The organism is Kitasatospora sp. SUK 42, from assembly GCF_015776785.2.
Taxonomy (GTDB): domain Bacteria; phylum Actinomycetota; class Actinomycetes; order Streptomycetales; family Streptomycetaceae; genus Kitasatospora.
In genome coordinates this window covers 521,329-544,000 of sequence record NZ_LFMD02000002.1, presented here as the reverse complement: position 1 = coordinate 544,000, position 22,672 = coordinate 521,329, and the positions used below count along the sequence as shown (strand labels likewise).

Here is a 22,672-nt window from a genome sequence, read left to right as displayed (position 1 = left end):
CCTCGCACTCAGTGCGGGGGCGCTTCCGGACGGCGGCCCGCGCGCAAAACGGGGAGTGGGGCGGCATGAGTTTCTCGGCGGGCACCGGCGCGGGTGACTCCCTGGTGTCGATCGTCGGTTCGACCGTGGCCGTCCTGCTGGTGCTCGCGGCGCTCGCCGTGCTGGTGATCAGACGGTTGCAGGCGGCCCGGCGGCAGGCGCTCACCGAGGCCGAGCGGGTTCGCGGGCGGGCCGAGGAGCAGGTCGGCCGGGAGCGGGCCGAACTCGCCCGGCGCGAGGAGCAACTGGCCGAGGAGTTGCGTCGGCTGCACCAGCGGGAGGACGAACTGGCCGTGCGCTCGGCCGAGTTGGAGCGATCCCGGGGTGAGGCCGAGGCGCTGGTGGTCCGCCGCGCGGCCGAGCTGGAGCGCGCGGCAGGACTCTCCGCAGAACAGGCGCACGCCCAACTCCTGCGCGAGGCCGAGGACTCGGCCCGCCGGGAGGTCGCGGTCGCGGTCCGGGAGATCGAGCGCGAGGCCCGGGCGGAGGGCGAGCGCCGCGCCCGGGACATCATCGCCGGGGCGATCCAGCGGTTGGCTTCGGAGCAGACCGCGGAGACCGCCGTCACCGTCTTCCGGCTGCCGGGCGAGGACATGAAGGGCCGGATCATCGGCCGGGAGGGCCGCAACATCCGCGCCTTCGAGACGGTCACCGGGGTCAACCTGATCATCGACGACACCCCGGCCTCGGTGCAGCTCTCCTGCTTCGACCCGGTCCGCCGGGAGACCGCCCGGCTCACCCTGGAGCAGCTGGTCGAGGACGGCCGGATCCACCCGACCCGGATCGAGCACGTCCACGAGCGCAGCCGGACGGAGGTCGAGCAGCGCTGCGTCCGGGCCGGCGAGGACGCCCTGCTGGACGCCCGGGTCGGCGGGATGCACCCCGAACTCGTCCGCACCCTGGGCTCCCTGCGCTACCGGGTCTCGTACGGGCAGAACGTTCTCGGTCACCTGCTGGAGTCCGCGCACCTGGCCGGGATGATGGCCGCCGAACTGGGGGTGGACCCGGAGCCGGTGCGCCGGGCGGCGCTGCTGCACGACATCGGCAAGGCGCTCACCCATGAGGTCGAGGGCAGCCACGCGGCGATCGGCGCGGACTTCGCCCGGCGGCACGGCGAGTCCCCGGAGGTGGTGCACGCGATCGCCGCGCACCACGGCGAGGTGGAGCCCCGTACCGTGACGGCGGTGCTGACCCAGGCGGCGGACGCCTGCTCGGGCGGGCGGCCCGGGGCGCGCAAGGAGTCGCTGGAGGTGTACGTGCGGCGGCTGGCCCGGTTGGAGGAGATCGCGCGCTCGCACGCGGGGGTCGCCGAGGTGTACGCGATGCAGGCCGGGCGCGAGGTGCGGGTGATGGTGCGGCCGGACGCGGTGGACGACCTCGGAGCGGAGCTGATCGCCCGTGAGGTGGCCCGGCAGGTCTCCGCGGAGCTGACCTACCCGGGCCAGATCCGGGTGACCGTGGTCCGGGAGAGCCGGGCGACGGCGGTGGCGGGCTGAGCCGAGGCCGGCCGAGCCAGGGCTGGGCCGAGTTAGGGCTAGGCCGATCTCAGGCCGAGCCGGGGCCGGGCCTCAGGCGCTGGGCTCCACCTGCTGCCGGGCGGGCTGCGGCTCCGGTTCGGCCGTGCCGGTGATCGGGGCCGGGCCGCCGCGGGCCCGGTCGGCGAGCAGCAGCAGGTCCTCGGCGGCGGCGCCCTGGGTGACGCCGACCAGGTGCCCGTCCGGCCGGATCAGCAGCACGGTGTGCGGCCCGGCGCCCGGGTACTCCTCGGTGACCAGCACCTCGGCCGGCACCGGCAGCGCGGCGGCGACCTCGGCGAGCCGGGGCATCAGCCCGGCGCCCAGCCAGTGCTCGGAGGACCAGACGGCGGTGCCGGGGGCGACCAGCAGCAGCAGGAAGGTGGCGCCGAGCCGGGAGTGCAGGTGGTCCGGGGCGCCGTCGGTGGTGAGCACCGGCAGGTCCGGGACGAGGACGCCGGGGGCGGTGGCGGGCAGCAGTTCGCTGAGCGAGGTGGTGCCGCGCGTGCCGCGCTGCACCGGCACCCTGCCCGGGACGCCGGAGGGCGCGGCCGGGTAGGCGGGGGCGCCGCCGAAGCGGCCGGTGCCCAGCTGGCCGTCGGAGAGCAGCGGGGCGTGCTTGCGGAAGCCTCCGACCAGCAGCGAGCGCCGGGTCTGCTGCCAGCCGCGCAGCGGGCGCAGCAGCGGCATGGACTGGTCGACGGCGCGCAGCCGGGCGCCGACCGCGCCGCGCCGCTCGGCCTCGTAGCCGTCCAGCAGCGAGCCGCCGGGCTGCGGTCCGCCGGAGTGGAGGTGCCAGGCGAGGGCGAGTCGCCAGGCGAGGTTGTCGGCGTCGCGCAGCCCGTCGGCGAGGTTCTGCATCCCGAGGGCGCCGTGCAGGTGGGCGGCGTCGCCGGCCAGGAAGCAGCGGCCGCTGCGGAAGCGGGCGGCGAGGCGCTGCTGGGCGGTGTGGTCGGCGGCGGCCAGCAGTTCGTAGCGGGGGAGCTCGCCGCACCAGCCGGTGAGGGTGGAGGTGACCCGGGTGAGCAGGGTGTCGCCGGTGACGATGCCGGGCCAGGTGGCGTGCGGGTCGACGTTCTCGGTGGCGGAGCCCCGTCCGGGGGGCAGCCGCCAGTCGAGCCGCCAGACGCCGTCCGGGAGCGGGCGGGCGGAGGCCTCGCGGTCGCCCCGCCACGGGGGCTCGCGGTGCAGCCGGGCGCCGTCGAAGGGCAGGTCGACCCGGACGGTGGCGATGGCGTTGCGGTCGACCGCGGGGCGGCCGGGGAAACGGATCCGGAGCACCTTGCGGACGGTGGACCGGGCGCCGTCGCAGCCGACCAGGTGGCTGCCGCGCCACCAGGTGGTGGAGCCGTCCTGGGTGCCGACGGTGCGGACGCTGACGCCGTCGCGGTCCTGTTCGAGTTCGACGACCCGGTTCAGCGGGACCAGCCTGACCAGCGGGGTGCCGGTCAGGGCGTCGCGCAGGCCGCGCTGGAGGCGGTGCTGGGGCAGGTGGAAGGTGGGGGAGTCGGTGAGGTCGATCCGCAGCACCTCCTGGCGGCGCCGCCAGATGGCGAAGGAGTCCCACAGTGCCGAGTCGGAGACGGCCCGGGGGTAGCCGATCCGGGTCAGGAAGGCGGTGGTGTCGGCCCCGAGCACGACGCTGCGCGGGCCCTCGGGGCAGAGTCCGGAGCCCTCGTCGAGGACGACGGTCGGCACCTCGTGCCGGGCGAGTGCGAGGGCCAGGGCCAGACCGACCGGTCCGGCCCCGACCACGATCACCGGGTCCATCGCGGAACCTCCGGGCACGAACCGGCCGTCCGGCCGGCGTCGGTTACCGCTGCCGCATATGCCGCGTGGATGCTCCCGGGACGTGTCACGAAGAGCAATGCAACAGTTCGCCTGCGTGTCCGTCAAGCAGCAGGTGAAGTGCGCCGGTTCGCGCCGCGACGGCCGCGTGCTTCGATCCACCGCGCGAGCGCGGTCAGCAGCAGGCACATGGCGATGTAGATCGGGCCGATGACGAGGACCACCGGGATGTAGGGGAAACCGGCGGCGTTCATCGGCTGGCTGGCGATCTTCTTGCCGACGAACAGCAGCTCCTGGTAGGTGATGATCAGGCCGAGCGAGGTGTCCTTGAGGGTGACGACCAGCTGGCCGATCATCGAGGGCAGCATCGAACGGACGGCCTGCGGCACCAGGATGGAGGCCATCACCTGGGTCTTGCGCATTCCGATGGCGTACGCCGCCTCGCCCTGGCCGCGGGGGACGGCGTTGACGCCGCTGCGGATGATCTCGGCCTGGACGGCGCCGTTGTAGAGGGTGAGGCCGATGACCAGCGCCCACATCGACTGCTTGGCGAAGAAGGCGTAGTAGAGCGCGACGATCAGGATCAGCAGGGGCATCGCCCGGAAGAACTGGACGATGCCGGTGCAGGCCCAGCGGACCGGCTTGTGGTCGGAGAGCTGGCCGGCCGCGAGCAGCGCGCCCAGGGTGAGGGAGAAGGCCGCGGCCAGCCCGAAGGCCTTCAGGGTGGCCAGCAGGCCGTCCAGGATCATCTGCTGGACGAAGTTGTACTGGAACGGGTCCCAGAGGTCCGGGTCGAACTGGCCGTTGGCGTCGAGCGCGGCGAAGACGTACCAGAGGAGTCCGAGGATGCCGAGCACCGAGAGGACGCCGAACAGGCGGTAGCGGGCGCGGGCCTTCGGGCCGGGGGCGTCGTAGAGGACGCCGGCCGAGGCCGGGCGGTTCAGAATACTCATCGGACCACCGCCAGTCGGGATTCCAGGAAGCGGAAGAAGGTGGCGACCGTCGCGCTGATCAGCAGGTAGGCGCAGGCCACCCAGAAGAAGATCGCGAAGATCGAGTAGCCGCGTTCGGAGAAGGTCTGCTGGGCGCTGTACAGCTCGCCGACGCTGAACGCGCCGGCGATCGCCGAGTTCCTCGGCAGGGCGATGAAGACGCTGCTCATCGGGGCCAGGACGGTCCGGGCGGCCTGCGGCAGGACGACCAGGGTGAGGGTCTGGCCGAAAGTCATGCCCAGGCTGCGGGCGGCCTCCGCCTGGCCGAGCGGCACGGTGTTGATGCCGGAGCGGATCACCTCGCAGACGAACGAGGCGGTGTACCCGCCGAGCGCCAGCACCGCGAAGACCAGGTGGCTGAAGTGCACGCCGAGCGGCGGCAGGCCGAAGGTGACGGCGAAGAACAGCAGGGTCAGCGGGGTGTTGCGGAACAGCGTCACCCAGGCGGTGCCGAAGGCGCGCAGGACCGGCACCGGGGAGACCCGGAAGGCCGCCAGCAGGGTGCCCAGCAGCAGGGCGAGCAGGGCGCTGAGCGCGCTCAGCTCGATCGTCTGCAGGAAGCCGTCGCGGAACAACGCGAAGTTGTCCTGCTCGAACAGGAACCCCATCCGGCGGCCCTCCTCTCACAGATGGTCGGAACGGGAGGTCGGTGGTGGGTCAGTAGCGGTCGAGGGCCGGAACCTCCGGCGCGGGGGAGCCGGACAGGCCCAGGGTCGCGTCGTAGGCCTTCTTCCAGTCGCCGTTGTCCTCGTGGGCCTTGAGGGCGTCGCTGATCGCGTCCCGCAGCGCCTTGTCGTCCTTGTTCAGGCCGACGCCGTAGTTCTCCTTGGTGAACGGCTTGCCGACCACCCTGAGCTTGGGGGCGTACTTGGAGGCGTAGCCCTTGAGGATCGCGTCGTCGGTGGTGACCGCGTCGACCTCGTTCGACATCAGCTTCTCGACGCAGGCCGAGTAGGTGTCGAACTGGGTGATCTTCGGGTTGTACTGCTGGATGTTCTTGATCGAGGTCGAGCCGGTGGCGGTGCAGACGTTCTTGCCGCCGACGCTCTCCGGGCCGGTGATCGAGGTGTTGTCGGCCCTCACCAGCAGGTCCTGGCCGGCGATGTAGTACGGGCCGGCGAAGGAGACGCTCTTCTTGCGCTCGTCGTTGATGCTGTAGGTGCCGACGTAGAAGTCGATCTGGCCCTTGGCGATGGCAGGCTCGCGCTGCGAGGAGACCAGGGTCTGCCACTTGATCTGCTGCGGGGTGAAGCCGAGGTCGGCGGCGATCATCTTGGCGATCTCGATGTCGAAACCGCTGCGGTCGCCGCTGGCGACGTCCTCCCAGCCGAGGTTGGGCTGGTCGGCCTTGGCGCCGATGATCAGCTGGCCGCGCTTCCTGGCCTCGGCTATGACGGGGGAGTCGACCTTGACGTCGGTCTTGACCGTGTAGCTCGGCAGCGCCGGGGCGGCGCTGCCGCCGCTGCTCGCGGCGGTGGCACCGGGGGTGCCGTCCTTGCCGCAGGCGGCGGTGGCGGTGAGCGCGACGGCACAGAGCGCCACGGCGAGGGTGCGAGAAGTCCTCATGAGGGGTGTTCTCCTGGGGCTGGGCCACGGCGTCAACCGGGCTCTGACGTCTGGAAGTCGTGCACGGGCGGCGGGCCGGCGCCGTCGCCGGGCCGGTCCCGCGTGTTCTCGAAGCGTCAGTGGTGCAGGATCTTCGAGAGGAAGTCCTTGGCGCGGTCGGAGCGCGGCGCGGTGAAGAAGGCGTCCGGGGTGTTCTGCTCGACGATCCGGCCGTCGGCCATGAACAGCACGCGGTTGGCGGCGGAGCGGGCGAAGCCCATCTCGTGGGTGACCACGACCATCGTCATGCCGTCGGCGGCCAGCTGGCGCATGACCTCCAGCACCTCGTTGACCATCTCCGGGTCCAGCGCCGAGGTCGGCTCGTCGAAGAGCATCACCTTGGGCTTCATGGCCAGCGCCCGGGCGATCGCCACGCGCTGCTGCTGCCCGCCGGAGAGCTGGGCCGGGTACTTGTCCGCCTGCGCGCCGACGCCGACCCGCTCCAGCAGCTCCCGGGCGGTCCGCTCGGCCTGCGGCCGGGGCACCTTGCGCACCTTGACCTGGCCGATGACCACGTTCTCCAGCACGGTCTTGTGCGCGAACAGGTTGAAGCTCTGGAACACCATGCCGACCTCGGCGCGCAGCCGGGCCAGCTCCTTGCCCTCGGCGGGCAGCGGGCGGCCGTCGACGGTGATCGTGCCGGAGTCGATGGTCTCCAGCCGGTTGATCGTCCGGCACAGCGTGGACTTGCCCGAACCGGACGGGCCGATCAGTACGACCACCTCGCCCTGGGTGATCCGGAGGTCGATGTCCTGCAGCACGTGCAGCGCGCCGTAGTGCTTGTTGACGTTGTCCAGCACGACCAGCGGGGCGGCGGCCGCGGGGGTGGAGTCCTCGACCGGGCTCTCGGTCATCGCGCCTGCTCCCTCTGTGTCGAATCGTGCCTACCCGAGAAGTCTCAACTCCCTTGGGCGGCAATGGTGGTACGAATCCGGGAGCCGCGACCGGCGGAGCCGCAGCCCCCGGTGGGGCGACCATAGGAGTGCTGACGGTGCCCCGTCAGCCGATCTGAGCGGAACTTGAGGATCACGAAACGGCCACACGGCGCGTACGCACTGTTCGCGCGGGCGTCGACGGGGCATGTCACAGCGGGAATCCGCACCGGTGCTCCCCGTCCCCCACGAGACCGGTGCGCGGTCGAACCTGGCGCCCGGCCGCCCGCTGGCCCATACTGCGCAGAACCGGGCCTGGTTCGATCGGCCCGTGATCCAAGGGGGAGAGGAGGAGAACAGGATGCGACTACTGCTCGTCGAGGACGACGAACGCGTGGCCGCGGCGCTGGTCGCGGTGCTGGGCAGGCACGGCTTCCAGGTCCGGCACGCCCGCAGCGGGCACGAGGCGCTGGACGCCCTGGTGCCGGACGGCAGCGAGCCGTACCGCGTGGTGCTGCTCGACCTCGGGCTGCCCGACCGCGACGGCTTCGAGGTGTGCAGCCGGATCCGGGCCGGCAGCGGCGTGCCGGTGATCATGGTGACCGCCCGCGCCGACATCCGCTCCCGGATCCACGGCCTCAACCTGGGCGCCGACGACTACGTCACCAAGCCGTACGACATGGGTGAGCTGCTCGCCCGCATCCACGCGGTCGCCCGCCGCGGCGCCGCCCCGTCCTCGGTGTCGGTGCCCGCGCCCGACACCGTGCCGCAGCAGCGCGGCCCGCTGGAGTCCCGGGGCATCCGGATCGACCGGGAGCGCCGCCGGGTCAGCGTGGACGGCCGCGACGTGCCGCTCACCCGCAAGGAGTTCGACCTGCTCGCGCTGCTCGCCCAGAGCCCGGGCGTGGTCTACCGGCGCGAGCAGATCTTCAGCGAGGTCTGGCGCAGCGGCTGGGAGGGCAACGGCCGCACCCTGGAGGTGCACATCGGCTCGCTGCGCAACAAGCTCGCGCTGCCCGGCCTGGTCGAGGCCGTCCGCGGCGTCGGCTACCGCCTGATCCCCGACTGCCCGACGTCCACCGCGGCCGGCCCGGCCCCGTCCGCCCCCGCGGAGCGCTGACCGCACGTGCGCACCCGCCTGCTCGGCATCCTGATCGCCCTCATGCTGTGCGTCCTGGCCGCCCTGGGGCTGCCGCTCGCGGCGGCGTTCGCGGCGGCCGAGCAGAGCAGGGTGGTCGTCGACCGGCTCGACGACGCCGCCCGCTTCGCCCAGGACCTGCCCACCTCCGGCGCCGCCGACTCCGCCCGCAAGGGCGAACCGGACCCCGCCCCCGGCGACCTCAGCCGGCAGCACGCGATCGACGCCGAGGTGCGGCGCTACCACGAGCTGTACGGCGTGCGGCTGGGCATCTTCCAGCGCGACGGGGTGCCGATCTCCGTCGCGCCCGCCGACTGGCGGGTGCCCGCCGCCGGCTGGGGCTCCCAGGCCTTCCAGGAGGCGCTGGACGGGCGGCGCAGCCACAACCCGCCGCAGGTCTGGCCGTGGACCGGGGACCGCACGATCACCGTCGCCGCCCCGGTGGTGCGCGACGGCGACGTGGTCGCGGTGGTGCTGAGCGAGTCCCCGGCCGGGGCGCTGCGGGCCCGGGTGCTGCACAGCTGGCTGGTGATCGCCGGCGGCGAGGCGGCCGCGATGATCGTCGCCGTCCTGCTGGCGGTCCGGCTCACCGAGTGGGTGCTGCGCGCGGTGCGCACCCTGGACCGGGCCACCCACGACATCGCCACCGGCCGGATGGCCGCCCGGGTCGCGCCCGGCGGAGGACCGCCCGAACTCCAGCGGCTGGCAAGGTCGTTCAACGAGATGGCGGACCACGTGGTGCACGCCATGGACCAGCAGAAGGCCTTCGTCGCGGACGCCTCGCACCAGCTGCGCAACCCCCTGTCGGCACTGCTGCTACGGGTCGAGGTGCTCGGCCTGGAGCTGCCCGAGGGCCACGAGGAGGAGCTCAGCGGCGTACGGGAGGAGGGCGCCCGGCTGGCCCGGGTGCTGGACGACCTGCTCGGGCTGGCCACCGCCGAGCACGCCCGCCCCGAACCGGAGCAGACCGACCTCGCCCAGCTGACCCTGGCCCGGGTGGACGCCTGGCGGCCGGTCGCCGAGCAGCGCGGGATCGAGCTGCGCTGGGACGGCCCCGCGATGGCGATCGGCATGGCGGACCCGATCGGCTTCGGCTCCGCGCTGGACGCCGTGCTGGACAACGCGCTCAAGTTCAGCCCGTCCGGCAGCCAGGTGCGGCTGCGGGTCGCGGTGCGCCGGGACGAGGTCGCGGTCACTGTCACCGACGCCGGACCGGGGCTGACCGAGGACGAGCTGTCCCGGGCCGGCGACCGGTTCTGGCGCAGCCCGCGGCACCAGAACGTGGACGGCTCCGGGCTGGGCCTGTCCATCGCCCGCACCCTGCTGGCGGCCGGCGGCGGCTCGCTCGGCTTCGCCCCGGTCAAGCCGACCGGGCTCGCGGTGACCCTGGCCGTGCCCCGGCCGGTGAAGCCCTAGGGCCGCTAGGGCTTCACGGAGCGGTAGTACCGCGCCGCGCCCTCGTGCAGCGGCAGCGGGTCGGTGTAGACGGCGGTGCGCAGGTCGACCAGCTGGGCCGCGTGCACCTGGGCGCCGATCTGGTCGCGGCTGTCGATCACCGCCCGGGTCATGCCCTCCACCAGGCCCGGGTCCACGTCGTCCCGGGTGATCAGCAGGTTGGGCACGGCCATGGTGGCGACGGCGTCCTTGGGTTCCGCGTTCGGGTAGGTGCCCTTGGGCATGGTGGCCGCCCGGTAGGCGTCGGTGCCGCCGCCCTCGGCCTTGTGCAGGGCCTCGGACAGGTCGGCCAGCGGCACGATCCGGATCCGGACGTGGTCGGAGAGGTCGGTGAGCGCGCTGGTGGGCAGGCCGCCGGACCAGAAGAAGGCGTCCAGTTTCCCCTCGCGCAGCTGGTCGGCGGCGTCGCCGACGCCCGCCGAGACCGGGACGATGTCGCGGTCCGGGTCCAGCCCGGCCGCCGTCAGCAGCCGCCTGGTCACCAGGTTCACCCCGGACTGCGGCAGGCCGACGCCGACCCGCTCGCCCTTGAGGTCGGCGGTGCGGCGCACCGGGGAGGAGGCCGGGACGATCAGCTGCAGGTAGTCGTCGTACAGCCGGGCGATCGCCCGCAGCCGGTCCCTGCCGGGGCCCTGGTAGTCGGCGACCGCGTCGGCGGTGGCGATCGCGAAGGTGTCCTGGCCGGTGGCCACCCGGGTGAGGTTGTCCACCGAGCCCTCGGTGTTGTCCAGGGCCAGCCGCACCCCGGGCATGGTCCGGGACACATGGGCCTGGAGCAGCTGCCCGTACCGGTCGTAGACGCCGCGCTGCACGCCGGTGGCGAAGCGGGTCTCCCCGCGCGGGTAGCCGGGCGAGCGGCCCGCCGACAGCCACCAGCCGCCCAGTCCGGCGACCAGCAGTACCAGCGCCAGCACGGTCCGCCACAGCGGGCTGCGGGCCGCGCTGCGCACGGCGGCGCCGAGACGGGACGGGTTGGTGGGGGCCATGCAGGGATACTGCCAGGCGCTCCGGCGGAACGGGAGTGGAACGACGGGTGGAAAGCTCCGGAACCGGTCCGGCGGAGCCCCGGGACCGCCTTGGCGAAGCTCCGGGAAAAGGCGGCTCGCGGCTGCCCGTACCCTGGTCTGGTGAGCGGTGAGAGCGGATTGAAGAGCTACAAGGTCGTCACGCACGGCTGCCAGATGAACGTCCATGACTCCGAGCGGCTGTCCGGGCTGCTGGAGGACGCGGGCTACGTCAAGGCCGGGCCGGACGGCGACCCGGACCTGGTCGTGTTCAACACCTGCGCGGTGCGCGAGAACGCCGACAACAAGCTGTACGGCAACCTCGGGCAGCTCGCGCCGGTCAAGGGCCGCCACCAGGGCATGCAGATCGCCGTCGGCGGCTGCCTGGCCCAGAAGGACCGCGAGACCATCGTCAAGCGCGCCCCCTGGGTCGACGTGGTGTTCGGCACCCACAACATCGGCCACCTCCCGGCTCTGCTGGAGCGGGCCGCGGTCGAGAAGAAGGCCCAGGTCGAGATCCTGGAGTCGCTGGAGACCTTCCCCTCCACGCTGCCCACCCGCCGCGAGTCCGCGTACGCCGCCTGGGTCGCCATCTCGGTCGGCTGCAACAACACCTGCACCTTCTGCATCGTCCCCGCGCTGCGCGGCAAGGAGGAGGACCGCCGCCCCGGCGACGTCCTCGCCGAGATCGAGGCGCTGGTGGACGAGGGCGTCATCGAGGTGACCCTGCTCGGCCAGAACGTCAACGCCTACGGCTCCGACCTGGGCGACCGCGAGGCCTTCTCCAAGCTGCTGCGCGCCGCCGGCCAGATCGAGGGCCTGGAGCGGATCCGCTTCACCTCGCCGCACCCGCGCGACTTCACCGACGACGTGATCGCCGCGATGGCCGAGACCCCGAACGTGATGCACCAGCTGCACATGCCGCTCCAGTCCGGCTCGGACCGGGTGCTCAAGGCGATGCGCCGCTCCTACCGGCAGGACCGGTTCCTCGGGATCATCCGCAAGGTCCGCGAGGCGATGCCGGACGCGGCCATCTCCACCGACATCATCGTGGGCTTCCCCGGCGAGACCGAGGAGGACTTCGAGGAGACGATGCACGTCGTCCGCGAGGCCCGCTTCACCAACGCCTTCACCTTCCAGTACTCCAAGCGCCCCGGCACCCCGGCCGCGGAGATGGCGGACCAGGTGCCGAAGGAGGTCGTCCAGGCCCGCTACGACCGGCTGATCGCCCTCCAGGAGGAGATCTCCTGGGAGGAGAACAAGAAGCAGGTCGGCCGCACCCTGGAGATCCTGGTCGCCGAGGGCGAGGGCAAGAAGGACGACCAGACCCAGCGGCTCTCCGGCCGCGCCCCCGACAACCGGCTGGTGCACTTCACGAAGCCGGACGAGCCGGTGCGCCCGGGCGACACGGTGACCGTCGAGATCACCTACGCCGCCCCGCACCACCTGCTCGCCGAGGGCCCGACGCTGTCGGTGCGCCGCACCCGGGCCGGCGACGCCTGGGAGAAGCGCCAGGCCAAGCCCGCCGACAAGTCGGCCGCCCCTTCCTCGACGGGCGTCATGCTCGGCCTGCCGAAGATCGGTGCCCCGGCCGAACTGCCGCTGGCCGCCCCCGCGGGCGGCGCCTGCTGCGGCGACTGACACGCGTGCCGTACGGCGGCCCGGCGGGAGCTTCGATTCCCGCCGGGCCGTCGTTGTCGTTGGTTAGAGTGATCCACATGTTGGTATCCGCCGCCGTGTGCCCCTGCCCGCCGCTGCTCGTTCCCGAGGTCGCCGCCGGGGCCGCGCCCGAGCTGGACGGGCTGCGGGCCGCCTGCGACGAGGCGCTGGCGGCACTGGTCGCGGCCGAGCCGCAGCTGGTCGTGGTGGTTGGCACCGGGCCGGAGGCCGAGGTGTGGACCGAGGGCGGGGCCGGCTCCTTCCACCGTTACGGGGTGCCGCTGGTCGCCAAGCTGCCCGGCGACCGGGTCGAGGGGCCGGAGCTGGCGTCCTCGCTGACCATCGGCGCCTGGCTGCTGGAGCGCGCCGGGGTCACCCTGCCGACGCACGCCTGCGCGGTGCCCGCCGACGCCCCCGCCGACCGGATGCTCGGGCTCGGCCAGGGCCTGGCCGGCCTCGCCGACCGGGTCGCCCTGCTGGTGCTGGGCGACGGCAGCGCCTGCCGCTCGCTGAAGGCGCCCGGCTACCTGGACGAGCGGGCCGAGGGCTACGACGCGGCGCTGGCCGCCGCCCTGGGCTCGGCGGACCTCCCGGCCCTCGCCGCCCTGGACGCCGCCCTGGCCGCCGAGCTCAAGGCCGAGGGCCGGGCTCCCTGGCAGGTGCTGGCCGGCGCCGCCGAGGGCGCCGGCCTCAGCGCACGGCTGGGCTACCAGGACGCGCCCTACGGCGTCGGGTACTTCGTGGCGTCCTGGAGCTGAGCCCGGGGCCCGTCGGGGCTACTGCTGCGGGGGCTGCGGGGTCTGGCCCTCGTCGTCCGGCTTCGGCTTGTGGGCGAAGTCGCCCACCGCGTCCTTGGCCTTGCTGGCGCCGTGCTCGATCTTGTCGCTGTACTTGCCCTTGGTCGCCTTGTCGATGGCGCCGCCGGCCTTGTCCACGATCTGCTCGATCTGGTCGCTGTGCTTGCCCGCGAGCTCGCTGGCCTTTTCCTTGAGCTCGTCGGCCTTGCCCTTGAGGTTGTCCATCAGGCCCATGTCGATCTCCTTCTTTCCCTGTCTCCTGTCAACGTCCGTGGTCGGCAAAGCGTTCGCAAAACCGGACCGAGCTGCGGGAACGGCCGGAAACAGATCGGGAACAGTCATATCCTCGCGCAGTCGGCGGCAAGAGGCAGCCCGGTACCCGGCACACCGGCGGTTTGCGAGACTGGAGCGGTGAGCAGCTCCCGTACCCCGCGTGTCATCTGCATCGTCGGCGCGACCGCCGCCGGCAAGTCCGACCTGGCCGTCGCCATCGCCCGCAGCCTCGACGGCGAGGTGATCAACACCGACTCGATGCAGCTGTACCGGGGCATGGACATCGGCACCGCCAAGCTCACCATGGACGAGCGCGGGGGAGTGCCGCACCACCTGCTCGACGTCTGGGACGTCACCGAGGCCGCCAGCGTCGCCGAGTACCAGCGGTTGGCCCGGGCCGAGATCGACCGGCTGCTCGCGGCCGGGCGCACGCCCGTCCTGGTCGGCGGTTCCGGGCTGTACGTGCGGGCGGCGATCGACGAGATGGAGTTCCCCGGCACCGACCCGGCGGTGCGCGCCCGGCTGGAGGCCGAGCTGGAGGAGGTCGGCCCGTACGCGCTGCACCGGCGGCTGGCCGAGCTGGACCCGCCGGCTGCCGAGGCGATCCTGACCAGCAACGGGCGGCGGATCGTCCGCGCGCTGGAGGTCATCGAGATCACCGGGCTGCCGTTCACCGCCAACCTGCCGAGCAACACCGCCGTGTACGAGGCGGTGCAGCTCGGCGTCGCCGTGCCGCGCCCCGAGCTGGACGAGCGGATCACCCTGCGGGTCGACCGGATGTGGGAGGCCGGGCTGCTGGACGAGGTGCGGGCGCTGGAGCGGGTGGGCCTGCGGGAGGGGCGGACGGCGTCCCGGGCGCTCGGCTACCAGCAGGTGCTCGACCACTTCGCCGGAGAGTGCACCGAGGACGAGGCGCGGGCCGAGACCGTCCGGGCCACCAAGCGCTTCGCCCGCCGCCAGGAGTCCTGGTTCCGCCGCGACGACCGGATCCACTGGCTCTCCCGTCCGGCCGGAACCGACCCGGTCGAGTTGCTGGAACGATCCCTCGAACTGATCGACCATCAGGGAGTTCCGGCCGCGTAGGTGCAGTTCCGGCCAATTCGGCGGTGCACCTGCGCGCGCAGGTGACCGTGCAGAACGCACCGGGGGTCACGACCCGATCACGTGATGGCCACGGATCACCCGCCGACCCCGGACAGGCCCGGAACGCCCCTCTGGACATGCCATCATCGATGCCGTAGGGGTCGGCCCGGGGGGCCGACCGTGCCCGGCCGCGAGTCCGCTCGTGTCGAACTGTCAGGGGAGGCCGAGTGTCGACGGGTACCGGCCCCGAACCCGGTCAGGGCGGGAGTGTCACCGCACCGGCCGAGGAGTTCGACGAGTCGACGAGGGGCGACCTCCCCGTGCTGACCGGCCTGGAGGCGCCGACCTCGTACGCGGCCGCGGTGCCCGCGCTGGACACCCGGACCCCGCCGGAGGGCGCGGTGCACGAACGGGAGATCCGACCGCTGCGCCGGCTGCGCTGGTGGCAGATCCTGCCGATCGCCCTGCTGGGCATCCTCGGCTCGCTGATGTTCGCCTTCCCGCTCGCCTTCGGCTCGGCCGGGGCGCGGGCCACCATGGTCGGGATGCTCGGGCTGCTGTTCACCGCCGCCTCGTTCGGCTGGGGCGCGATGGCCGCCCGGCACGCCGGCTACAAGTGGCCGGGGCTGCCGCGCCGCGGCTCCGGCCGGCGGGCCGGCTGGAAGGCGATCGTCGCCTACACCCTGATCGCACTGGCCGCCTGCGCGCTCGCGGTCTGGCGGGTCGCCTACCTGCGCTGAGCCGGGTCCGCGCCGGGGTCCGTACCCACGGACCTGCGCCAGGGCCCGTGCACACGGATCCGCGCCGGGGTCCGTACCCACGGACCCGCGCCGAGGCGTCCGCCCGCCCTCAGTACCATCGGAGGGGTGAGCGCTTCCTCTCCTCAGCGGGCCGGTCTCCCCTTCTTCAAGGGGCACGGCACCCAGAACGACTTCGTGATCGTGCCGGACCCGGACGGCGAGCTGGAGATCGGCCCGGAGGCCGTCGCCGCGCTGTGCGACCGGCGGGCCGGCATCGGCGGGGACGGCCTGCTGCGCGTGGTGCGCGCCGCCGCCGACCCGGCCTCCGCGGACCTGGCCGACCGGGCCGAGTGGTTCATGGACTACCGCAACTCCGACGGCAGCATCGCGGAGATGTGCGGCAACGGGCTGAGGGTCTTCGCCCGCTTCCTGGTCGAGGCCGGCCTGGCCGAGCCCGGTGAACTGGCCGTCGCCACCCGCTCCGGGGTGCTCACCGCGAAGGTCGCCGAGGCCGCCGCGGACGGCACGCCCGGCGACGTCACGATCGACATGGGCCGTGCCCGGCTGCCCGGACCGGACGGCATCGAGGTCGCGGTCGGCGAGCGCCGCTGGCCGGCCCTGAACGTCAACATGGGCAACCCGCACGCGGTGGCCTTCGTGGAGAGCCTGGACCACGCCGGCGACCTGTTCACCGCGCCGCTCACCAGCCCCGAGGGCGCCTACCCGGAGGGCGTCAACGTCGAGTTCGTGGTGGACCGCGGCCCGCGGCACGTCGCGATGCGGGTGCACGAGCGCGGCTCGGGCGAGACCCGCTCCTGCGGCACCGGCGCCTGCGCGGTGGCGGTGGCCGCGATCCGCCGGGACGGCGCCGATCCGGCGGTCACCGGCGAGGCGGTCGCGTACACCGTGGACGTGCTGGGCGGCCGACTGGTCATCACCGAGCACCCGGACGGCCGAGTGGAGATGACCGGGCCGGCGGTGATCGTGGCCGAGGGGCGGCTGGACGCGCGCTGGTGGGAGTCGCTGCGCCGCGGCTGACGGCCCGGTTTGCCCAATTCGTGCGGCAACGAATCCCCCTGATCGGGTGATCCTGTTTGCGAGGGGGGCGCAATTCGCCACGGAACGTGGTCTGCTCTATGGCATGGACCAGCGGGTTGATAGTCCCTTGGAGGGGTTGCAACAAGCCGGGCAGCCCCTCGCGGGCCAGCCGACGAGCGCACGGCAGACCGGGGCCAGGCGCCCCCTCGGAGAGTTCGGCCTGGCCGCCCTCGGCCGGGCCGGGCGGGCCGCACTGCTGGCCACCGGCCGCCAGCCCGTGCCGGACGCCCTGGAACCGCTGGTCCGGGTCCACCGGGGGCGCCATCCGCAGGCCGACCTCGCACTGCTCGCCCGGGCGTACCGGCTGGCCGAGGCCAGCCACCGCGGGCAGCTGCGCAAGAGCGGCGAGCCGTACATCACCCACCCGCTGGCCGTCACCATGATCCTGGCCCAACTCGGCGCCGGGACGACCACCTTGGTCGCCTCACTGCTCCACGACACCGTTGAGGACACCGAGTTGACGCTGGATCAGGTGAGTGCCGGATTCGGGCCCGAAGTCGCCTACCTGGTCGACGGGGTGACGAAACTGGAGAAGGTCGACTTCGGCGCCGCCGCCGAGGCCGAGACCTTCCGCAAGATGCTGGTCGCCACCGGGGACGACGTCCGGGTGATGGTGATCAAGCTCGCCGACCGGCTGCACAACATGCGCACCATCCGGCACATGAAGCCGGCCAGCCGGCTGCGGATCGCCAAGGTCACCAGGGACGTGCTGATCCCGCTGGCCGAGCGGCTCGGCATCCAGGTGCTCAAGACGGAGCTGGAGGACATCGTCTTCGCCACCCTCCACCCCGAGGAGCACGCCGACACCCGCGCCCTGATGGCCGGTCACGAGGCCGCCCCGGACACCCTGCTGGAGCCCTTCGCCCGGCAGCTGGCCCGCCAGCTGGCCGAGGCCCGGGTCGCCGCCGAGGTGACCGTACGGCCCCGGCACTGCGTCTCGCTGCACCGGGTGCTGCTCAAGCGGGCCGCCGCGCCCGGGCGGGACGGCCGGCCGCAGGGCCCGCAGCCGGCCGACTTCGGGCGGCTGCTGGTGGTGGTGGAGGAGAACGCCGACTGCTACGCCGTGCTCGGCGAGCTGCACACCTGCTGGACGCCGCTGCCCGGGGAGTTCAAGGACTTCGTGGCCGCCCCCAAGTTCAACCTGTACCAGTCGCTGCACACCGCGGTGGCGCTGGAGGGCGGCGCGGTGGTCGAGGTGCTGGTGCGGACGCGGCGGATGCACGAGGTGGCCGAGACCGGAGTGGTCGCGCTCGGCGACCCGTCCCCGGCCGGCCCCGCCCAGGACGCCGACGAGCTGGACCGCACCGACCCGGCCCGGCCCGGCTGGCTCAGCCGACTGCTGGAGTGGCAGCAGGAGACGCCCGACCCGGACGCCTTCTGGTCCGCGCTCACCGCCGACCTGGCGGGCGACCGCGAGATCACCGTGGTGACGGAGTGCGGGGAAACGCTTCAGCTGCGGGCCGGGGCCAGCTGCGTGGACGCGGCCTACCTGCTCGGCGAGGAGACCGGCCACCGGTGCATCGGCGCCCGGGTCAACGGCCGGCTCACCGCGCTGTCCACCACGCTGCAGGACGGGGACGTGCTCGCGGTGCTCACCGAGGGCGTCCAGCCGGGCGGCGGACAGCCCTCCGGGCCCTCGCCCGAGTGGCTGGCGCACGCCCGCACCCCCGCCGCCCGGCTGGCCATCGAACGCTGGCTGGCCGACCACCCGGCCCGGCTGCCGGTGGTGCGCACCGGCCCGGCCGGCGGCCAGCCCGCCCCGCCCGCGCACCGGGCCGACGAGCGCCGGGCGGCCCCGGTCGAGGTGGCCGGACGGCCGGAGGCGCCGGTCCGGCTGGCCCGCTGCTGCACCCCGGTGCCGCCGGACGAGGTGACCGGCTACCCGATCCGCGGCGGCGCGGTGGCGGTGCACCGGGCAGGGTGTCCGGCCGGGCGGCGGCTGCGCGCGGACGGGCGCGCGGAGCTGGAGGTGCGCTGGCGGCCGGAGGGCGCCCCGGCGGCCGGCCACCGGGTGACCCTGCGGGCCGAGGCGCTGAACCGGCCCCGGCTGCTCGCCGACCTCACCGCGGCGATCTCCGCCGTGGGCGTCGGCATCGTCTCCGCCGAGGTCGAGCCGCCGCAGGAGCTGCGGGTGCGGCACACCTACACCGTCGAGCTGCCCGAGCCGGGCGCGCTGCCGGCCCTGATGCGGGCGATGCTCAAGGTCTCCGGGGTGTACGACGTGAGCCGCCCGCACGCACCGGAGACGGGCGGGGCGCGCCACCCCGGGCGTGCCGGGGGAAATGGGGGTGACCGGCCGCCGCCGGGCGTGCGACCATCGTGGGGAATTCACGGCCGGTCCACGGCGTTCTCAGGGCACAGGAGCCCCGGTGAGATCCAGGGGCCCTCGCCGCAGCACTCCAGCGACCAAAGGACAGAATGACCTCCACGTTCGACACCCGCGACCACGCCGACGCCCCGCGCCGCCTCGACGGTCTGCGGGCGGAAGCCCTCATGGACGAGGACCTCGCGGCCATCGACGAGGACCTCGGCCACACCTACGACGGCGACCAGTACGACCGCAGCGAGCGCGCCGCCCTGCGCCGGGTCGCCGGCCTCTCCACCGAGCTCGAAGACGTCACCGAGGTCGAGTACCGCCAGCTGCGCCTGGAGCGCGTGGTGCTCGTCGGTGTCTGGACGGACGGCACGCTGGAGGAGGCGGAGAACTCGATGGCCGAGCTCGCCGCGCTCGCCGAGACGGCCGGCTCCGAGGTGCTGGACGGCGTCATCCAGCGCCGCGACAAGCCCGACGCCGCCACCTACATCGGCTCCGGCAAGGCGCAGGAGCTGCGCGACATCGTCGCCTCCACCGGCGCCGACACCGTGGTCTGCGACGGTGAGCTCACCCCCGGCCAGCTGATCCACCTGGAGGACGTGGTCAAGGTCAAGGTCGTCGACCGGACGGCCCTGATCCTGGACATCTTCGCCCAGCACGCCAAGTCCCGGGAGGGCAAGGCGCAGGTCTCGCTCGCGCAGATGCAGTACATGCTGCCGCGACTGCGCGGCTGGGGTCAGTCGCTGTCCCGGCAGATGGGTGGTGGTGGCTCCGGTTCCTCCGGCGGCGGCATGGCCACCCGTGGCCCCGGTGAGACCAAGATCGAGACCGACCGGCGCCGGATCCGCGAGAAGATGGCGAAGCTCCGCAAGGAGATCGCCGACATGAAGAAGGGCCGCGACACCAAGCGCCAGGAGCGCCGGCGCCACCAGGTGCCGTCCGTGGCCATCGCCGGCTACACCAACGCCGGCAAGTCCTCCCTGCTCAACCGGCTCACCGGCGCGGGCGTCCTGGTGGAGAACGCGCTGTTCGCCACCCTGGACCCGACCGTGCGCCGGGCCCAGACCCCGAGCGGCCGGGTCTACACCCTGGCCGACACCGTCGGCTTCGTCCGGCACCTGCCGCACCACCTGGTCGAGGCCTTCCGCTCGACCATGGAGGAGGTCGCCGACGCGGACCTCATCCTGCACGTGGTCGACGGCTCGCACCCCGAGCCGGAGACGCAGCTGGCCTCCGTCCGCGAGGTCATCGTCTCGGTCGACGCGCAGAACGTGCCGGAGATCGTGGTGATCAACAAGGCGGACGCCGCCGACCCGCACGTGCTGCAGCGGCTGCTGCGCCGCGAGCCGCACGCCATCGTGGTGTCGGCCCGCACCGGTGAGGGCATGGAGGAGCTGCTGAAGCTCATCGACGACGAGCTGCCGCGCCCGGCCGTCGAGGTGCGGGCCCTGGTGCCGTACACCCAGGGGGCCCTGGTCTCCCGGGTGCACAAGGAGGGCGAGCTGCTCGGCGCCGAGCACACCGGCGAGGGCACCCTGCTGCACGCCAAGGTGCCGGCCGAGCTGGCCGCGGAGCTGGAGCACTTCGCGGTGGCCCTGCAGGGCTGACCGCCGCGTGTGAAGGGCCCCGGACGATCGCGTCCGGGGCCCTTCGCGCTCTGCGGCGGGGGCGCGCTACCTGACGTTCTTGGCGAAGTAGTCGAACGCCTGCTTCGCCTGGTCCTGCAGCGAGGGCCCGGCCAGGTACCCGGCCGGGTTGCGGTCGCCGAGCGCGCTGACGCTGACCAGGTTGGGCTTGCCGTCCCTGGTGATGAACCAGCCCCCGCCCGCGGCCCCGCCGGTCATGGTGCAGCCGATCACGTACATCGGCGGCCGGGTCCGGTCGAAGGACAGCCGGCCCGGCGGGGCGGGGGAGACGCAGCGCTCCAGCTCCAGGCCGTCGAACGGCCGCTCCACCGGGTAGCCGTGGGCGGCGGCCGAGGTGATCTGCTCGCGCGGGGCGTTGAACCACACCGGGACGGAGCCGCCGACCGCCTCCTCCAGGGACGGGCCGGAGCCGGACTCGCCGCGCACCCGGACGATCCCGTAGTCGTACTGGCTGCGCGGGCCGGCGCCGCTCTCCTGGAGCCAGGTCGGCGACACCAGCGCGCGCACCGCCGTCCACCGGCCGTACGGGGCGGCCTGCTGGTCGGGGGACGGCTTGCCGCGGGCCGCCCGGCCGTCCCGGTTGTAGCCGGGCACGAAGACCAGGTTCTTCACCCAGCCGCCGCCCTTGCCGTCGTGCAGGCAGTGCGCGGCGGTGTAGACCAGGTTGCTGCGGCCCGGGTTGGCCGGGTCGGAGACCACCGTGCCGGAGCAGGCGGCGTCGCCCTGCGCCGTGCTCAGGAACAGCCGGCCGACCACGGCCGTGCCGGGGCCGTACGGGTGCGGCTGGGCCTCGGCCGGGACCGGGGCCGGCGGGGCGTCCCGCTGGACGGTCTCCGGCGCGGCGGAGGTCAGCGAGTACTCCGGGGTGGCCCGGGCCCGGGCGGCGTCCATCCGGGCGGTCGACCAGTAGCCGGCGGCCGGCTGGCCGCTGAAGCCGCTGTCGGCGACGTACCGGGACCAGTCCTCCAGCTTCCAGCCGCTCAGGTCGCCCAGGCTGGTCGGCGCGGCCTTGGGGAGCGCGGCGGGCGGCGCGGCCGGGGCGGCCGGGCCGTCCGGTCCGCAGGCGGCCGCGCTGAGCGTGAGCGCGGCGAGCAGCGCGGCGCCGGCCGTGGTGAGCCTGTGGGCCCTGCTGCTGGTGATCGGCATGGTGCGTCGTCCCCCGTGGTGGTACCGGCCGCGGGTGCGGCTACTGCTTCCTGGAGATCCAGTCCAGGGCCTGCTTGGCGACCGTCTCCAGGTACGGGCCGCTCAGCGAGGTGTGGTCCTGGGTGCCGATCGAGGTGTTGCTGACCAGCGCGGTCCGACCGTCCGGCATGGTGGCGAACCAGCCGCCGCCGCTGGCGCCCTGGGTCATGTCGCAGCCGATGGTCAGCATGGCCGGGCGCTTGGCGTCGAAGGACAGCCGGGTCGGCTTGCCGCCGTCGCACCGGTACAGCTCCTGGCCGTCGAAGGGCTTGACCAGCGGGTAGCCGGAGGCCGAGACCTTGAGCTGGTCGCGGGGCGCGTCGAACCACACCGGGGCGGCCGAACCGACCGTCTCCTCCAGGGACTTGCCGGTGTCGTTCTGGTTGTGCACCCGCATCACGGCGAAGTCGTACTGGTTGGCGGCGTCGCCGGTGGGACCGCCCTCGACCATCCACTGCGGGGAGGTGACGACCTGGTCGGCCCACCAGGTGCCGAGCGGGGCCAGCTCGGACAGCGGGGCCTTCTTCCCGCCGCTGGAGGCGCCCGAGTTGTTGTAGGCGGGGACGAACACCAGGTCCTTGTAGAAGTTGCCGCCCTTGCCCTCGTGCACGCAGTGGGCGGCCGTCCAGACCAGGTTGCTCTTGCCCGGGTGCTGCGGATCGGCGATCACCGTGGCCGAGCAGTTGCCGCGGCCGCCCTGGGCGGAGAAGAACACCTTGCCGGAGGGCTGCTTGAGGTACGGGCGGGGCGCCGGCACGGCCTTGACCACCGCGGGCTCCGGGTCGGTCCCGCCGTCGTCGGCGGCCGGCTTGGCGGTGGGCGGTGCCGGGTCCGCCGGCTTGGCGTCGCCCATCTTGTCCGGGTTCCAGAAGTCCTTCACCACCGGGTTGTTGAAGACGTGCTTGGACGCCCACTTGTCCCAGTCCTCGAACTTCCACTTCCGCAGGTCGTCCCAGGTCTTCGGCAGGCCCTCCAGCAGGCTGGTCGGCAGGCCGGACGGCAGGGTGATCCCGCCGATGACGCCGCCACCGCCCGGGGCGGCGGAGCCGGTCGTCCCGGTGGCGACGGGCGGCGCGGCGTGCTCGCCGCCGGCCGGACCGTCGGGCCCGCAGGCGCTCGCGGCGAGCAGTGTTCCCGTGACGAGCGCGGCAGCCAGGGCTGACCGGTGGATCGATGGCATCTGTGCGCTTCCCCCTGTGCTCGGTCGGACTGTCGTGCGGCGGCTCGCCGCCCTGGAGTCTTCCATTGCAGACCAGGACGGTCGGCGCCGCCCCCGAGGTTGCGGTGCCGGGCGGAGGTCACCGATCCGTGATGAGGGGGAGCGGCCGCCCCACCGTTACAGCAAGGTGATGCCGTCCGGGGGCGGACAACCCTCGATCTTCACCTGGACGAGTGAGCCTTCCTTGTGATCACCCATCAGGGATAGGTAACCCTTACCTGACGCGACGGTGCGAGCGCCCGCCGATCCCC

Annotated in this window: 19 protein-coding genes; 10 read left to right on the top strand and 9 right to left on the bottom strand. The window is 73.5% G+C overall.

From position 1 onward, the window contains the following. Positions 1–65 precede the first annotated feature (65 nt). On the top strand, positions 66–1,535 hold the full coding sequence (gene rny / locus RZ50_RS02275; protein ID WP_196947508.1) for a ribonuclease Y: 1,470 nt from the start codon (positions 66–68) through the stop codon (positions 1,533–1,535). Positions 1,536–1,607: 72 nt separating this feature from the next. Here the strand turns inward: rny and RZ50_RS02270 are convergent, their stop codons facing one another. The 5 genes from RZ50_RS02270 to RZ50_RS02250 form a co-directional block, all read right to left on the bottom strand. Continuing rightward, positions 1,608–3,323: an FAD-dependent monooxygenase gene (locus tag RZ50_RS02270; RefSeq protein ID WP_196947509.1), complete on the bottom strand. Its 1,716-nt coding sequence runs from the start codon at positions 3,321–3,323 to the stop codon at positions 1,608–1,610. Positions 3,324–3,445: 122 nt separating this feature from the next. Next, positions 3,446–4,294, bottom strand: coding sequence for an amino acid ABC transporter permease (locus RZ50_RS02265; protein WP_196947510.1), 849 nt, complete (start codon positions 4,292–4,294; stop codon positions 3,446–3,448). After that, entirely contained in the window at positions 4,291–4,941 is a 651-nt protein-coding gene (locus tag RZ50_RS02260; protein ID WP_196947511.1) for an amino acid ABC transporter permease, read from the bottom strand. Before RZ50_RS02260 ends, RZ50_RS02265 begins: the two co-directional genes overlap by 4 nt. Positions 4,942–4,990: 49 nt before the next feature. Further along, positions 4,991–5,899: a glutamate ABC transporter substrate-binding protein gene (locus tag RZ50_RS02255; protein ID WP_196947512.1), complete on the bottom strand. Its 909-nt coding sequence runs from the start codon at positions 5,897–5,899 to the stop codon at positions 4,991–4,993. A 116-nt stretch (positions 5,900–6,015) separates the two neighbouring features. Beyond that, positions 6,016–6,792, bottom strand: a complete 777-nt coding sequence (locus tag RZ50_RS02250; protein ID WP_196947513.1) for an amino acid ABC transporter ATP-binding protein — start codon at positions 6,790–6,792, stop codon at positions 6,016–6,018. A 379-nt stretch (positions 6,793–7,171) separates the two neighbouring features. On the opposite strand from RZ50_RS02250, the gene RZ50_RS02245 reads away from it, so the two are divergent. Together RZ50_RS02245 and RZ50_RS02240 are read left to right on the top strand one after the other, a co-directional pair. Further along, on the top strand, positions 7,172–7,930 hold the full coding sequence (locus RZ50_RS02245; protein WP_196947514.1) for a response regulator transcription factor: 759 nt from the start codon (positions 7,172–7,174) through the stop codon (positions 7,928–7,930). Between the two features lie 6 nt (positions 7,931–7,936). Continuing rightward, positions 7,937–9,364: a HAMP domain-containing sensor histidine kinase gene (locus RZ50_RS02240; protein ID WP_196947515.1), complete on the top strand. Its 1,428-nt coding sequence runs from the start codon at positions 7,937–7,939 to the stop codon at positions 9,362–9,364. Positions 9,365–9,369: 5 nt separating this feature from the next. Here the strand turns inward: RZ50_RS02240 and RZ50_RS02235 are convergent, their stop codons facing one another. Continuing rightward, on the bottom strand, positions 9,370–10,389 hold the full coding sequence (locus tag RZ50_RS02235; RefSeq protein ID WP_196947516.1) for a TAXI family TRAP transporter solute-binding subunit: 1,020 nt from the start codon (positions 10,387–10,389) through the stop codon (positions 9,370–9,372). A gap of 141 nt (positions 10,390–10,530) precedes the next feature. On the opposite strand from RZ50_RS02235, the gene miaB reads away from it, so the two are divergent. Beyond that, positions 10,531–12,048, top strand: a complete 1,518-nt coding sequence (gene miaB, locus RZ50_RS02230) for a tRNA (N6-isopentenyl adenosine(37)-C2)-methylthiotransferase MiaB (RefSeq protein ID WP_308271221.1) — start codon at positions 10,531–10,533, stop codon at positions 12,046–12,048. Positions 12,049–12,125: 77 nt separating this feature from the next. Continuing rightward, the gene (locus RZ50_RS02225) at positions 12,126–12,824 is read left to right on the top strand and encodes a hypothetical protein (RefSeq protein ID WP_196947517.1); all 699 of its coding nucleotides are present in this window, start codon (positions 12,126–12,128) and stop codon (positions 12,822–12,824) included. Positions 12,825–12,842: 18 nt separating this feature from the next. Here the strand turns inward: RZ50_RS02225 and RZ50_RS02220 are convergent, their stop codons facing one another. Next, positions 12,843–13,097 (bottom strand): antitoxin, encoded by a 255-nt coding sequence (locus RZ50_RS02220; protein WP_196947518.1) that lies wholly within the window; start codon positions 13,095–13,097, stop codon positions 12,843–12,845. Positions 13,098–13,274: 177 nt separating this feature from the next. Between RZ50_RS02220 and miaA the strand changes: the two genes are divergently transcribed. From miaA to hflX, 5 genes are all read left to right on the top strand, one after another. Next, positions 13,275–14,219, top strand: coding sequence for a tRNA (adenosine(37)-N6)-dimethylallyltransferase MiaA (gene miaA, locus RZ50_RS02215; protein WP_196947519.1), 945 nt, complete (start codon positions 13,275–13,277; stop codon positions 14,217–14,219). A 227-nt stretch (positions 14,220–14,446) separates the two neighbouring features. Then, on the top strand, positions 14,447–14,959 hold the full coding sequence (locus RZ50_RS30015; RefSeq protein ID WP_196947520.1) for a hypothetical protein: 513 nt from the start codon (positions 14,447–14,449) through the stop codon (positions 14,957–14,959). A 126-nt stretch (positions 14,960–15,085) separates the two neighbouring features. Next, positions 15,086–15,997 carry a diaminopimelate epimerase gene (dapF, locus tag RZ50_RS02205; protein WP_196947521.1) on the top strand — a complete coding sequence of 304 codons (912 nt, stop codon included), beginning with the start codon at positions 15,086–15,088 and terminating at the stop codon, positions 15,995–15,997. 103 nt (positions 15,998–16,100) lie between these two features. Then, entirely contained in the window at positions 16,101–18,479 is a 2,379-nt protein-coding gene (locus RZ50_RS02200) for a bifunctional (p)ppGpp synthetase/guanosine-3',5'-bis(diphosphate) 3'-pyrophosphohydrolase (protein ID WP_217680198.1), read from the top strand. After that, complete coding sequence (gene hflX, locus RZ50_RS02195; protein ID WP_196952156.1) at positions 18,476–19,978, top strand: GTPase HflX; 1,503 nt, start codon at positions 18,476–18,478, stop codon at positions 19,976–19,978. Before RZ50_RS02200 ends, hflX begins: the two co-directional genes overlap by 4 nt. 66 nt (positions 19,979–20,044) lie before the next feature. Here the strand turns inward: hflX and RZ50_RS02190 are convergent, their stop codons facing one another. Next, the gene (locus RZ50_RS02190) at positions 20,045–21,163 is read right to left on the bottom strand and encodes a serine protease (protein ID WP_196952157.1); all 1,119 of its coding nucleotides are present in this window, start codon (positions 21,161–21,163) and stop codon (positions 20,045–20,047) included. 40 nt (positions 21,164–21,203) lie between these two features. Then, on the bottom strand, positions 21,204–22,382 hold the full coding sequence (locus tag RZ50_RS02185; protein ID WP_196952158.1) for a serine protease: 1,179 nt from the start codon (positions 22,380–22,382) through the stop codon (positions 21,204–21,206). Positions 22,383–22,672 lie beyond the last annotated feature (290 nt).

What these genes read in the sequence shown, in the direction of transcription:
- rny (WP_196947508.1), top strand. Translation starts at nt 66, where the DNA reads ATGAGTTTCTCGGCGGGCACCGGCGCGGGTGACTCCCTGGTGTCGATC.
- RZ50_RS02270 (WP_196947509.1), bottom strand. Translation starts at nt 3,323, where the DNA reads ATGGACCCGGTGATCGTGGTCGGGGCCGGACCGGTCGGTCTGGCCCTG.
- RZ50_RS02265 (WP_196947510.1), bottom strand. Translation starts at nt 4,294, where the DNA reads ATGAGTATTCTGAACCGCCCGGCCTCGGCCGGCGTCCTCTACGACGCC.
- RZ50_RS02260 (WP_196947511.1), bottom strand. Translation starts at nt 4,941, where the DNA reads ATGGGGTTCCTGTTCGAGCAGGACAACTTCGCGTTGTTCCGCGACGGC.
- RZ50_RS02255 (WP_196947512.1), bottom strand. Translation starts at nt 5,899, where the DNA reads ATGAGGACTTCTCGCACCCTCGCCGTGGCGCTCTGTGCCGTCGCGCTC.
- RZ50_RS02250 (WP_196947513.1), bottom strand. Translation starts at nt 6,792, where the DNA reads ATGACCGAGAGCCCGGTCGAGGACTCCACCCCCGCGGCCGCCGCCCCG.
- RZ50_RS02245 (WP_196947514.1), top strand. Translation starts at nt 7,172, where the DNA reads ATGCGACTACTGCTCGTCGAGGACGACGAACGCGTGGCCGCGGCGCTG.
- RZ50_RS02235 (WP_196947516.1), bottom strand. Translation starts at nt 10,389, where the DNA reads ATGGCCCCCACCAACCCGTCCCGTCTCGGCGCCGCCGTGCGCAGCGCG.
- RZ50_RS02225 (WP_196947517.1), top strand. Translation starts at nt 12,126, where the DNA reads ATGTTGGTATCCGCCGCCGTGTGCCCCTGCCCGCCGCTGCTCGTTCCC.
- RZ50_RS02220 (WP_196947518.1), bottom strand. Translation starts at nt 13,097, where the DNA reads ATGGGCCTGATGGACAACCTCAAGGGCAAGGCCGACGAGCTCAAGGAA.
- RZ50_RS02200 (WP_217680198.1), top strand. Translation starts at nt 16,101, where the DNA reads ATGGACCAGCGGGTTGATAGTCCCTTGGAGGGGTTGCAACAAGCCGGG.
- hflX (WP_196952156.1), top strand. Translation starts at nt 18,476, where the DNA reads ATGACCTCCACGTTCGACACCCGCGACCACGCCGACGCCCCGCGCCGC.
- RZ50_RS02190 (WP_196952157.1), bottom strand. Translation starts at nt 21,163, where the DNA reads ATGCCGATCACCAGCAGCAGGGCCCACAGGCTCACCACGGCCGGCGCC.
- RZ50_RS02185 (WP_196952158.1), bottom strand. Translation starts at nt 22,382, where the DNA reads ATGCCATCGATCCACCGGTCAGCCCTGGCTGCCGCGCTCGTCACGGGA.